The sequence below is a fragment of the Paraburkholderia sp. HP33-1 genome (genome assembly GCF_021390595.1).
Classification (GTDB): Bacteria; Pseudomonadota; Gammaproteobacteria; order Burkholderiales; family Burkholderiaceae; genus Paraburkholderia.
In genome coordinates this window covers 2778217-2789977 of sequence record NZ_JAJEJR010000001.1, presented here as the reverse complement: position 1 = coordinate 2789977, position 11761 = coordinate 2778217, and the positions used below count along the sequence as shown (strand labels likewise).

At 65.6% G+C, this 11761-nt stretch carries 11 protein-coding genes; 8 read left to right on the top strand and 3 right to left on the bottom strand.

The annotated features are described in order from the left end of the window. Nucleotides 1-132 precede the first annotated feature (132 nt). The 3 genes from L0U81_RS12735 (at nt 133) to fghA (ending at nt 3702) form a co-directional block, all read left to right on the top strand. Complete coding sequence (locus L0U81_RS12735; RefSeq protein WP_233803157.1) at nt 133-1599, top strand: xylulokinase; 1467 nt, start codon at nt 133-135, stop codon at nt 1597-1599. Nucleotides 1600-1728: 129 nt separating this feature from the next. After that, nucleotides 1729-2835: an S-(hydroxymethyl)glutathione dehydrogenase/class III alcohol dehydrogenase gene (locus tag L0U81_RS12730; RefSeq protein WP_008924412.1), complete on the top strand. Its 1107-nt coding sequence runs from the start codon at nt 1729-1731 to the stop codon at nt 2833-2835. 15 nt (nt 2836-2850) lie between these two features. Beyond that, nucleotides 2851-3702, top strand: a complete 852-nt coding sequence (gene fghA / locus L0U81_RS12725; RefSeq protein WP_233803155.1) for an S-formylglutathione hydrolase — start codon at nt 2851-2853, stop codon at nt 3700-3702. Nucleotides 3703-3787: 85 nt separating this feature from the next. On the opposite strand, the gene L0U81_RS12720 is transcribed toward fghA, so the two are convergent. From L0U81_RS12720 to L0U81_RS12710, 3 genes are read right to left on the bottom strand one after another with little or no spacing between them, the layout of a single operon-like run. After that, nucleotides 3788-4570, bottom strand: a complete 783-nt coding sequence (locus L0U81_RS12720; RefSeq protein ID WP_233803153.1) for a metal ABC transporter permease — start codon at nt 4568-4570, stop codon at nt 3788-3790. Then, the gene (locus L0U81_RS12715) at nt 4563-5540 is read right to left on the bottom strand and encodes an ABC transporter ATP-binding protein (protein WP_233803151.1); all 978 of its coding nucleotides are present in this window, start codon (nt 5538-5540) and stop codon (nt 4563-4565) included. Before L0U81_RS12715 ends, L0U81_RS12720 begins: the two co-directional genes overlap by 8 nt. Further along, a complete protein-coding gene (locus tag L0U81_RS12710; protein WP_233803149.1) occupies nt 5537-6511 on the bottom strand; it encodes a metal ABC transporter solute-binding protein in 975 nt (324 codons plus the stop codon). Before L0U81_RS12710 ends, L0U81_RS12715 begins: the two co-directional genes overlap by 4 nt. 293 nt (nt 6512-6804) lie before the next feature. Here L0U81_RS12710 and L0U81_RS12705 point away from each other — a divergent pair, with 293 nt between their 5' ends. The 5 genes from L0U81_RS12705 (at nt 6805) to L0U81_RS12685 (ending at nt 11705) form a co-directional block, all read left to right on the top strand. Further along, the gene (locus tag L0U81_RS12705; protein ID WP_233803147.1) at nt 6805-7584 is read left to right on the top strand and encodes an L-iditol 2-dehydrogenase; all 780 of its coding nucleotides are present in this window, start codon (nt 6805-6807) and stop codon (nt 7582-7584) included. Between the two features lie 97 nt (nt 7585-7681). Next, on the top strand, nt 7682-9004 hold the full coding sequence (locus L0U81_RS12700) for an ABC transporter substrate-binding protein (protein WP_233803145.1): 1323 nt from the start codon (nt 7682-7684) through the stop codon (nt 9002-9004). Between the two features lie 195 nt (nt 9005-9199). Then, entirely contained in the window at nt 9200-10135 is a 936-nt protein-coding gene (locus tag L0U81_RS12695; protein WP_233803143.1) for a carbohydrate ABC transporter permease, read from the top strand. Beyond that, a complete protein-coding gene (locus tag L0U81_RS12690; RefSeq protein ID WP_233803141.1) occupies nt 10132-11007 on the top strand; it encodes a carbohydrate ABC transporter permease in 876 nt (291 codons plus the stop codon). Before L0U81_RS12695 ends, L0U81_RS12690 begins: the two co-directional genes overlap by 4 nt. Beyond that, on the top strand, nt 11004-11705 hold the full coding sequence (locus tag L0U81_RS12685) for an HAD family hydrolase (protein WP_233803139.1): 702 nt from the start codon (nt 11004-11006) through the stop codon (nt 11703-11705). Before L0U81_RS12690 ends, L0U81_RS12685 begins: the two co-directional genes overlap by 4 nt. Nucleotides 11706-11761: the final 56 nt, after the last annotated feature.

Sequence of the window (11761 nt, the reverse complement as noted above, 5' to 3'; positions counted from 1 at the left end):
GGTTCGTCGTGCGCGGGGATATGTGTGAGAATCAATGACGTCTATCAGGCTTCACGCATAGTGCTGTTTTGACGACGCACGTTGCCAGCCTCGCTGGCTGATTCCTCACCCTCATTTCAACGTCCCGCGCTCATGAGTTTTCTCGGCATCGACCTCGGCACCGGCTCCCTGAAAGCGGCAATCGTCGACGAACATGGACACGAGCAGGCGGTGTCGAGCGTCGCTTATGCGCTCATGACACCGCACGCGGGTTGGGCTGAAATCGACGTAAAGACCTGGTGGAACGCCCTCGTCGATGCCCTGGCGCGCCTGCCGCGCGAGCTGCGCGACGGGGTGCGCGCCATCGGCTTCTCGGGCCAGATGCACGGCGTCGTGCTGCTCGATGCAAACGGCGCAGCGGTGCGGCGGGCGATGCTGTGGCCCGACTCGCGCGCGCTCGCCGTGCTCGACGCGTGGCCCGAGCCGCAACCGAATCCGGTTGCGCCGGGCATGGCCGGTCCGCTGCTGCGCTGGCTCGTGCTGCATGAACCCGAAGCCGCGCGTCGCACGCGTTGGGCGCTGCAGCCGAAGGACTGGCTGCGTTTCGCGCTCGGCGGCGCGTGCGTGACCGATGCATCCGACGCGTGCGCGACCGCGCTCGCCGATCCCGCGGGCGTGCGGGACACGGCGCTGCTGGAACGCCTCGAGATTCCGCGCGAGTGGTTCGCGCCGCTGGCGCCGTCGTATGCGGCGGCGGGCGTGCTGTCGTCACAGGCCGCACAGTCACTCGGCCTGCCGGCCGGTATCGTGCTCGCGACCGGCGGCGCCGACACGCCGTGCGCGGCACTCGGCAGCGGACTTGTGTGTGACGGCGACGCGCTGCTGACGACCGGCACCGGCGGACAGATCGTCGTGCTCGCGAACGACGAGCCCGCGCCGCTGAAGGGCTTGCATCGCTATCGCGCGGCGAGCGATCACTGGTATCGGATGGCGGCGATGCAGAACGTCGGCATCGCGCTGGAGCGGGTGCGCGGGTGGCTGTCGTACGAATGGGCGGACGCTTATCGCGAGGCATTCGGCGATGCGGCAGACGCAAGCGCCCATGCAGCCGTTCACGCCGCGCCGACGCTGACCTTCCTGCCGTACCTGACCGGCGAGCGCACGCCGTGGTTGAATCCGCAGGCACGTGGCGGCTGGCTCGGTCTGTCGTTCGAGCATACGCGCGGCGCGATGATGCGTGCCGCGTTCGAGGGCGTCGCGTTCTCGCTGCGCGCGGGGCTCGACGCGATTCGCGCGAGCGGCGCGCCAGTGACGGCGCTCAAGCTCGCGGGCGGCGGCTCCGTCGATGCGCGCTGGCGACAACTGCTCGCCGACGCGCTCGACGTCGAGCTGCACGCGGTCGATTCTCCGAACGCGGCGCCGCGCGGCGCGGCGATCCTCGGCGGTCTCGCGTGCGGCCACTGGCAGATGCGCGATCTCGCCGCGCTCGCGCCGGGCGCGACGCGCGTCGCGGGTCCGCGAGGCGATGCGGCGCTCGTCGAACGCTATGCGCGTTTTATCGATCTGTATGGCAGGGTCGAGCCGTGGTTCGGTGCTACGACGCCGCGCGAGGCGAAGTAAAAGGCACGGTACTGAACGCGGCAACGCTACGGTCACGCACTTTGCAATACCATGACGCTTTTCGCGCGCCGCGCAGTCGACCGGCGCACTACGCCATTTCGCATTCACGGATCCAGAGGAGTATTGACGATGAAGACCAAAGCAGCGATCGCATGGAAAGCCGGTGCCCCGTTGACGATCGAGGAAGTCGATCTAGAAGGTCCGCGCGCCGGTGAAGTCCTGATCGAAGTGAAGGCGACGGGTATCTGCCACACCGACTACTACACGCTGTCGGGCGCGGACCCCGAAGGCATCTTCCCGGCGATTCTCGGCCACGAGGGCGCGGGTGTGATCGTTGATGTCGGGCCGGGCGTCGGCACGTTGAAGAAGGGCGATCACGTGATTCCGCTTTACACGCCCGAATGCCGCCAGTGCAAGTTCTGCCTGTCGCGCAAGACGAATCTCTGTCAGGCGATCCGCTCGACGCAGGGCAAAGGCCTCATGCCCGACGCGACCTCGCGCTTCTCGCTCGATGGCAAGCCGTTGTTCCACTACATGGGTACGTCGACGTTCTCGAACTACATCGTCGTGCCGGAGATCGCGGTCGCGAAGGTGCGTGAAGACGCACCGTTCGACAAGATCTGCTACATCGGCTGCGGCGTGACGACCGGCGTCGGCGCGGTCGTGTACTCGGCGAAGGTCGAGGCGGGCGCGAACGTGGTGGTGTTCGGGCTCGGCGGCATCGGCCTGAATGTGATCCAGGGTGCGAAGATGGTCGGCGCGGACAAAATCATCGGCGTCGATATCAACCCGGGCCGCGTCGAACTCGCGAAGAAGTTCGGCATGACGCACTTCATCAACCCGAACGAAGTCGAGAACGTCGTCGATCACATCGTGCAGTTGACCGACGGTGGCGCCGACTATTCGTTCGAATGCATCGGCAACGTCAAGGTGATGCGCCAGGCGCTCGAATGCACGCACAAGGGCTGGGGCCAGTCGTTCATCATCGGCGTGGCGGCGGCGGGCGAGGAGATCAGCACGCGGCCGTTCCAGCTGGTGACGGGCCGCGAGTGGAAGGGCTCGGCGTTCGGCGGCGCGCGCGGACGCACCGACGTGCCGAAGATCGTCGACTGGTACATGGAAGGCAAGATCAATATCGACGATCTGATCACGCACCGTCTGCCGCTCGAACGCATCAACGAGGGCTTCGACCTGATGAAGAAGGGCGAGTCGATCCGCTCGGTCGTGCTGTACTAAAAGAGGAGCGTCGCGATGCTCGAACTACTTTCGTCGCACGCCTGCCATGGCGGCGAGCAGCGCTTTTACAGGCACGAGTCGCGCACGATCGGTCTGCCGATGCGCTTCTCGGTCTACCTGCCGCCGCAGGCGTTGCCATCGAATGCGAATGTGCCCGCGCTGTTCTATCTCGCGGGGCTCACTTGCACCGAAGAGACGTTCGCGATCAAGGCCGGCGCGCAGCGCTTCGCGGCGCAGCACGGCATCGCGTTGATCGCGCCGGATACGAGCCCGCGCGGCGCAGGTGTGCCCGGCGAAGGCGCTGCATGGGACTTCGGCGTCGGCGCGGGCTTTTATGTCGACGCGATCCAGGAGCCGTGGGCGCGGAACTACCGCATGTACTCGTACGTGCGCGACGAGCTGCGCGAAACGGCGCTCGCGAACTTGCCGGTCGATGGCGCGCGCCTCGGCATCTTCGGTCATTCGATGGGCGGGCACGGCGCGCTGATGCTCGCGCTGCGCAATCCGGACCTCTATCGGTCGGTGTCGGCGTTCGCGCCGATTGCAGCGCCGATCCGCTGCCCGTGGGGCGAGAAGGCGTTCAGCGGTTATCTCGGCGAGAACCGCGAAGCGTGGAAGCAGTACGACGCGAGCGAGCTGGTCGCGCACGCAACACGCAAATTCGCGCAAGGGATTCTCGTCGATCAGGGGCTCGCGGATCAGTTCCTGCCCACTCAGCTGAATCCCGACGTGTTCGAAGCGGCGTGCAAAGCCGCGGGTCAGCCGCTGACGCTGCGCCGTCATGCTGGCTATGACCACGGCTACTACTTCATTTCGACGTTCATCGAGGATCATCTCGCGCATCACGCGAAGGTGTTGCTCGGCTGAAAAACGTTGCGGAGTGCGGCGCGAAATGAAAAACGGCGGCACGTGATGTGCCGCCGTTTTTTCGTGTGATCGGCGCAAGCAGCGCTCAATGCCGCTTCAGCAGACTCCCGCCATACACCACCGCCGACAGCACGGTGATCCAGAAGCTCGTCGGCCAATCGGTATAAAACGCGAGCGTTAGCCCGAGCCACGCCTGCGCGAGCGCGAACACGGCCGCGAGCACGACCCCGGTGGACAGCCGCGTGCTCAGGTTCTGCGCGGCGGCGGCCGGGCCGACCATCAACGTGAACACGAGCAGCACGCCGACGATCTGCGTGCAAGCGGCAACGGCCAGCGCGGCGATCGCGAGAAACAGCACCGACACGCGACGCAGCGACACGCCCTTCGCCTCGGCCAGCTCCGGTTGCAGCGACGCGAACAGCAGCGGCCGCATGATCGCCGCGAGCGCAACGAGACTGACCACGCCCAACGCCGCGAGCACGCCGAGCGTCGACGCATTCACGCCGAGCACGTTGCCGAACAGCAACGCCGTGACCTGCGTCGCATACGCGGTGAAGAAGTGCAGAAACAGCAGCCCGAAGCCAAGTGACAACGACAGGATCACGCCGATTGCGACGTCGCGTCCGGCGAGCCGTTCGCCGAGCGCGCCCATGCCGACACCGGCCGCGAGCGTGAAGCCGATCATCCCCCAGATGGGCGACACGCCGATCAGCACCGCGCCGGTCGCGCCGGTGAAGCCGACATGCGACAGCGCATGGCCGGCGAACGTCTGTCCGCGCATCACCAGAAAATAGCCGACCACGCCGGCCAGCACCGCGACGATCCCCGACGCCGCGAATGCGTTCACCATGAAATCGTATTCAAACATCGTGCGTGTGTCCGTCGCGTGAGTCGTGCGGGTGAGAGTGCTTGTGTGAATGACCGTGGCCATGATCATGCGAGTGACCGTGCGAATGCGCGTGCCCGCCGTCCCCATCGTCTTCGTGCTCGTGATCGTGCTTCTCGACTTCGACGCCGCCCGACATCACGAAGATGCGGCCATTGACGCGCATCACGTCGATCGGCGAGCCGTACAGACGCGACAGCACCGGCCGCGTAATCACTTCGTCGACGGTGCCGAGCGCCGCGACGCCGCTGCCGAGATACAGCACGCGATCGATCGAGTTCAGCAGCGGATTGAGTTCATGCGCGGAGAACAGCACGGCGATGCCGAGCTCACGCTGCACGTGCCGCACGAGTTCGACGACGCTCTTCTGATGATGCGGATCGAGGCTGATCAACGGTTCATCGAGCAGCAGCAGTTTCGGATTGCCGAGCAGGCACTGCGCGAGCAGGAGCCGCTGCCGTTCGCCGCCCGACAGCTCCGAGAGCGGCCGCTTCGCGAGATTCGTACCGCCGACGAGCTCCAGCACCCGATCGACGTCCGCGCGCGTTTTCGCATCCGCATGCGGCAGACCCCAGCGATGACCATCGGCGGCCATCGCGACGAAATCACGGCCGCGCACGCGGCGGCCGGCGAGCGCGCTGCGCGTCTGCGGCATATAGCCGATCGACGCGTTGCCGCGCTCGACCGTCTGCCCGAGTACGCGAAGCGAACCGGCCGCGGCCGGCACGAGGCCGAGCACCGCGCGCATCAGCGTCGTCTTGCCCGCGCCGTTCGGCCCGAGCACGCCAATGAACTCGCCCTGATTCACGACGAAGCTCGTGTCGCGCAGGATCGTGCGCTCGCCGAGTTCGAGCGTCACGTTATCGAGTTCGAGGACCGGCGTGCCGCCGCGGGCGGCGCTGGGTGCGCCCGGCGGCGCGCCCGCTGGCGCCTGATGGCCAGTCGAATTCATGGAGTCTTTCCTTTGGCGTTCGTTGCGCCGTTCACGTCACCGGTCGCAAGTGCCTGCTGCAGCGCATCGAGCTGCGTCAGCATCCACGTCTGATAGGTCTTGCCAGCCGGCAAGGTTTCGGTGACGCTCATCGTCGGTACCTTCGATTGTTGCGCGAGCTTCAGCATGCGTCGGGTCAGCGCCTCGGTGGCCTGGCTGTTGTAGATCAGCACGCGCACGCGCCGCTCGCGCAGATCGCGTTCGAACGCGGCGATATCGCCCGCGCTCGCTTCGGTGTCGTTCATCGTGGCCAGCTGGAAGCGCTGGTTGCGCATGGCGAGCCCGATCGCGTCCGACATGTAGCCGAACACCGGTTCGGTTGCCGTGACCGGCAGGCCCGCATAGCGGCCGTGCAACTCGGCGACCTTCGCGTCGATCGGCTTCAGCGAATCGAGAAACTTCGCGAGGTTCGCATCGTACGCCGACTTGTGCGCCGGGTCAGCAGCGGCGAGCGCGTCGCTCACCGCGCGCGCGACTTTCGGCATTGTCGCCGGGTCGTACCACAGGTGCGGATTGTCGCCGCCTTTTCTGCCGACCAGATCGGCCGCGACGATTACGTTGCGCTGCGCGACTTTCGACGCGGCCAGCAGCTTCGCCATCCACGGATCGTAGTCGGCGCCGTTGTAGACGACCAGGATCGCGTGCTGCAACGCGCGCGCGGTGGCCGGGCTCGCTTCGAACAGATGCGGGTCCTGGTCCGGATTGCTGAGGATGCTGGTCACGTCGACGCGATCGCCGCCGAGTTGCCGCACCACATCGCCATAAAAGTTCTCCGCGGCGACGACCGGGATTTTCGCGTCGGCGGCGAACGCGTTGTGGCCGAACCCGAGTGCCGCGACCGCGAGCAGGCAGGTGCACAGATGCGTGCGCGCAGACGTCGATCGCTTCAGCGCGCGGCGCGCTGCGGAGAACATCGAGCCGATTGTTTTCATCGTGGTTTCCTGCTGCGTGAGAGTCGAATGAGCCACTCGCGGTGGCGATGACGGCGTGAATCTCCCGACGGGGAGGGCGGGCCGGGCGGCGAGGCCGAAATGATATAACGTATCGCGATTTCGTGTCAGCGGGACGAATTTTCGCATGGCGCGCCGCACCATCGAAATTCGTCCGCGTGCCTTGACATGACCCAGTCCGTATCCGATCATTCGATCACTAACAGAGCAATTGTTCGCGCGACGAGCGTTCGCTCACTGCGCGCCAGAATGCAAGAACGAACCGGAGACAGGCAGTGGCACGATTGCAGGACAAGGTCGCCATTCTGACGGGCGCGGCGAGCGGTATCGGTGAAGCGGTGGCCCGGCGCTATCTCGACGAAGGCGCGCGCTGCGTGCTGGTCGACGTGAAGCCGACCGAAAGCATCGGCGGCGCGCTGCGCGGCACGTACGGCGAGCGCGTGTTGTGCGTCAGCGCCGACGTCAGGCGCCGCGAGGACATCGAGCGCATCGTCACGAGCACGCTCGGCTGCTTCGGCCAGATCGACATCCTGTTCAACAACGCGGCGCTGTTCGACATGCGCCCGCTCCTCGACGAATCCTGGGACGTGTTCGACCGCCTGTTCGCGGTCAACGTGAAGGGCATGTTCTTCCTGATGCAGGCGGTCGCGCGGCAGATGGTCGAGCAGGGCCGCGGCGGCAAGATCATCAACATGTCGTCGCAGGCCGGGCGGCGCGGCGAGGCGCTCGTTTCGCACTACTGCGCGACCAAGGCGGCGGTGTTGAGCTACACGCAGTCCGCGGCGCTCGCGCTGGCGCCGCATAAGATCAATGTGAACGGCATCGCGCCGGGCGTCATCGATACGCCGATGTGGAACGAGGTGGACGCGCTGTTCGCGCGCTACGAGAACCGGCCGCCCGGCGAGAAGAAGCGCCTCGTCGGCGAGGCGGTGCCGCTCGGCCGCATGGGCGTGCCCGACGACCTGACCGGCGCCGCGCTGTTCCTCGCGTCGGCCGATGCCGACTACATCACCGCGCAGACGCTGAACGTCGACGGCGGCAACTGGATGAGCTGAAAGACGAACTGGGAGCGGGCACGTCGGCTGCTCACAGCGGCGCGTGATGCCGTCAAACGAACGCAGCACCACATAACGTATGAGAAAGGAGACAACCATGAAACCAGCTTGCAAATTCGCGCTGAAGGCGGTCGGTGCCGGCGCGGCCACCTGCTTCGCGCTGAGCGCATCGGCGGCGACGGTGACGATCGCGACGCTGAACAATCCGGACATGATCGAGCTGAAGAAGCTGTCGCCCGCGTTCGAAAAGGCGAATCCCGACATCAAGCTGAACTGGGTGATTCTCGAAGAGAACGTGCTGCGGCAGCGCGCGACGACCGACATCACGACCGGCAGCGGCCAGTTCGACGTGATGACGATCGGCGCGTACGAAACGCCGCAATGGGGCAAGCGCGGCTGGCTCGCGCCGATCACGAACCTGCCGGCGAGCTATGACCTGAACGACGTCGTGAAGACGGCCCGCGACGGCCTGTCCGCGAACGGTCAGCTCTACGCGCTGCCGTTCTACGTCGAAAGCTCGATGACCTATTACCGCAAGGATCTGTTCGACAAGGCCGGCCTGAAGATGCCCGACCAGCCGACCTACGACCAGATCGCGCAATTCGCCGACAAGCTCACCGACAAGTCCAAGGAGCAGTACGGCATCTGCCTGCGCGGTAAGGCGGGCTGGGGCGAGAACATGGCGTACGGCACGACGGTCGTGAACACCTTCGGCGGGCGCTGGTTCGACGACAAGTGGAACGCGCAACTCACCTCGCCGGAATGGAAGAAGGCGATGACGTTCTACGTCGACCTGCTGAAGAAGGACGGCCCTCCGGGAGCCAGCTCGAACGGCTTCAACGAAAACCTGACGCTGATGTCGTCCGGCAAGTGCGCGATGTGGATCGACGCGACGGTCGCGGCCGGCATGCTGTACAACAAGCAGCAGTCGCAGATCGCCGACAAGGTCGGCTTCGCGGCCGCCCCGGTCGCCGTCACGCCGAAGGGCTCGCACTGGCTGTGGGCGTGGGCGCTCGCGATTCCGAAGTCGTCGAAGCAGCAAGATGCGGCGAAGAAGTTCATCGAGTGGGCCACGTCGAAGGATTACATCGAAATGGTCGCGAAGGATGAGGGCTGGGCCTCGGTGCCCCCGGGCACGCGCCAGTCCACTTATGCGCGCCCCGAGTACAAGCAGGCCGCGCCATTCGGCGACTTCGTGCTGAAGGCGATCCAGACCGCCGACCCGGATCATCCGACCTTGAAGCCGGTCCCGTACACCGGCGTGCAGTTCGTCGGAATCCCTGAGTTCCAGTCGTTCGGCACCGTGGTCGGGCAGAGCGTCTCCGGTGCGATCGCCGGTCAGATGACCGTCGACCAGGCGCTCGCGGCCGGCAACGCGGCCGCGGATCGCGCGGTCAAGCAGGCGGGTTATCAGAAGTAACTGCGCAGAAATAACTGCGCAGAAGTAACCCGGCAGGCCCGCCGCATCGACCGATGCGGCTCATGCAGCAGGGCGGCCGTTTGCCTGCGCCGTATGCGATGCGGCGCGTGTTGTGCGTCTTTCGGCACGGCATGCCGCATCGCGCGCACGCGGCTCAGGCGAATGCTCCGCGCATTACCGTACAGGTGTTCCATCATGCGTCCATTGCGCTTACCTCTGATGCACGCCCATCCACAGACAGAAAAAGAACGCGAGGCCCGTAAGGCCAATTCGGCGCGCTGGCTCGTCGCGCCGTCGGTCGGCGTGCTGGTTCTGTGGATGACGATTCCGCTCGCGATGACGATCTGGTTCTCGTTTTCGCACTACAACCTGCTGAACCCGGATCTGCGCGGTTTCGCGGGCTTCGACAACTACCGTTATCTGGCGACCGATCCTGCGTTCTGGCCGTCGATCGCGCACACGGTCGAGTTGATCGTCTCGGTGCTGGTGATCACCGTGGGCGGCGGCGTGCTGATGTCGATCCTGTTCGATCGCAAGTTCTACGGTCAGGGCGTGGCGCGCCTGCTCGCGATCGCGCCGTTCTTCGTGATGCCGACGGTCAGCGCGCTGATCTGGAAGAACATGATCCTGCACCCGGTGTACGGCCTCGTCGCGCAGGGCATGCGCGCGCTCGGCATGCAGCCGATCGACTGGTTCGCCGACTATCCGCTCACCGCGGTGATCATGATCGTCGCCTGGCAGTGGCTGCCGTTCGCGTTCCTGATCCTGTTCACGGCGATCCAGTCGCTCGACCAGGAGCAGAAGGAAGCCGCGAAGATCGACGGCGCCGGTCCATTCTCGATGTTCTTTTACATCACGCTGCCGCACCTGAGACGCGCGATCGCGGTCGTCGTGATGATGGAGACGATTTTCCTGCTGTCGATCTTCGCCGAAATCTATACGACCACGGGCGGCGGTCCGGGCAACGCGACCACCAACCTGTCGTACCTGATCTTCTCGCTGGGCCTGCAGCAGTTCGACGTCGGTCTCGCCTCGGCGGGCGGCATTCTCGCGGTCGTGCTGGCCAACATCGTGTCGTTCTTCCTCGTGCGGATGCTCGCGAAGAACCTGAAAGGGGAGTACGAAAAATGAGCCACGTTGCTTCCACTCCTGCGTCGACGACGCAGCCGATCGCGGTGGCGCACAAGTCGCCGTTCGAGCCGGTGCTGCGTGCGATTCCCGGCGTGCTCGCCTGGCTGGTCGCACTGCTGCTGTTCTTCCCGATCTTCTGGATGACGATCACCGCGTTCAAGACCGAGCAGCAGGCCTACGCGTCGTCACTCTTTTTCATCCCGACGCTCGACAGCTTCCGCGAGGTGTTCGCGCGCAGCAACTACTTCGCGTTCGCGTGGAACTCGATCGTAATCTCGATCGGCGTCACGCTGCTGTGCCTGATCCTCGCGGTGCCTTGCGCCTACGCGATGGCGTTCTTCCCGACGCACCGCACGCAGAAAGTGTTGCTGTGGATGCTGTCGACGAAGATGATGCCGTCGGTCGGTGTGCTGGTGCCAATCTACCTACTGTGGAAAAACAGCGGCCTGCTCGATACGGTGTCGGGTCTCATCATCGTCTACACGCTGATCAATCTGCCGATCGCCGTCTGGATGGCGTTCACGTACTTCGCCGAGATTCCGCGCGACATTCTCGAAGCCGGGCGCATCGACGGCGCGGCGACGTGGCAGGAGATCGTCTACCTGCTGATGCCGATGGCGCTGCCTGGACTCGCGTCGACCGCGCTCCTGCTCGTGATCCTGTCGTGGAACGAGGCGTTCTGGAGCATCAATCTGTCGAGCTCGAACGCGGCGCCGCTGACCGTTTTCATCGCATCGTATTCGAGCCCTGAAGGACTGTTCTGGGCGAAGCTGTCGGCCGCTTCGTTGCTCGCGGTCGCGCCGATCCTGATCGTCGGCTGGCTGTCGCAGAAGCAACTGGTGCGCGGGCTCACGTTCGGGGCCGTCAAATGACGGTAGGCCCGGGCAACGCGCGATATGCATTGATCTGCGATTGCGACGGCGTGCTGATCGACAGCGAGGCGGTGGCCGCGCGCATGCTGGTGCGCGAACTGGAGGCGCGCTGGCCCGGCATCGACGTCGAGCCGGTCGTGCTGCCGCTGCTCGGGCTGCGCATCGAGCGCGTGTTGCAGGACACCGCGACGCAGCTTGGCCAGCAACTCGGCGCCGACGATATCGACGCGATCCGTAGCGCGGTCGAAACGGCGGCGATCGAGGCGCCGGCGGTCGAAGGCATCGAGATGGCGCTCACCCAGGTGCCGCTCGTCAAAGGCTGCGCGAGCAATAGTTTCCGGCCGTATGTCGAGGCGGTGCTGGCGCGCACGGGCCTGAAGCGTTTCTTCGGCGAGCGGTTGTTCTGCGCCGACGCGGTGCCGAATCCGAAGCCCGCGCCGGACGTATATCTGGCGGCGGCGCAAGGTTTCGGGCTCGCGCCGGGCGCATGCCTCGTCGTCGAGGACAGCGTGACCGGCGTCACGGCGGCGGCCGCGGCGGGCATGGCGGTGCTGGGCTTCATCGGCGGCGGCCATGCGAGCGACGCGCAGGTCGATCGTCTGCATGCGGCGGGCGCGCGTCACGTGTTCGACGATATGCGGCAGTTGCCGGAGCTCGTCGCGCGATGGACGCTGTCGGCGACGGCCGCAGCGCCATAAGCGCACCGGACTACACTCCAATCAGTGACAGCACGAAGTATCGAACAGCATTACAC

Bases quoted from the DNA above. Each gene is read 5' to 3' on its own strand.
- L0U81_RS12735 (WP_233803157.1), top strand. From the start codon at position 133: ATGAGTTTTCTCGGCATCGACCTCGGCACCGGCTCCCTGAAAGCGGCA.
- L0U81_RS12730 (WP_008924412.1), top strand. From the start codon at position 1,729: ATGAAGACCAAAGCAGCGATCGCATGGAAAGCCGGTGCCCCGTTGACG.
- L0U81_RS12700 (WP_233803145.1), top strand. From the start codon at position 7,682: ATGAAACCAGCTTGCAAATTCGCGCTGAAGGCGGTCGGTGCCGGCGCG.
- L0U81_RS12690 (WP_233803141.1), top strand. From the start codon at position 10,132: ATGAGCCACGTTGCTTCCACTCCTGCGTCGACGACGCAGCCGATCGCG.
- L0U81_RS12720 (WP_233803153.1), bottom strand. From the start codon at position 4,570: ATGTTTGAATACGATTTCATGGTGAACGCATTCGCGGCGTCGGGGATC.
- fghA (WP_233803155.1), top strand. From the start codon at position 2,851: ATGCTCGAACTACTTTCGTCGCACGCCTGCCATGGCGGCGAGCAGCGC.
- L0U81_RS12685 (WP_233803139.1), top strand. From the start codon at position 11,004: ATGACGGTAGGCCCGGGCAACGCGCGATATGCATTGATCTGCGATTGC.
- L0U81_RS12695 (WP_233803143.1), top strand. From the start codon at position 9,200: ATGCGTCCATTGCGCTTACCTCTGATGCACGCCCATCCACAGACAGAA.
- L0U81_RS12715 (WP_233803151.1), bottom strand. From the start codon at position 5,540: ATGAATTCGACTGGCCATCAGGCGCCAGCGGGCGCGCCGCCGGGCGCA.
- L0U81_RS12710 (WP_233803149.1), bottom strand. From the start codon at position 6,511: ATGAAAACAATCGGCTCGATGTTCTCCGCAGCGCGCCGCGCGCTGAAG.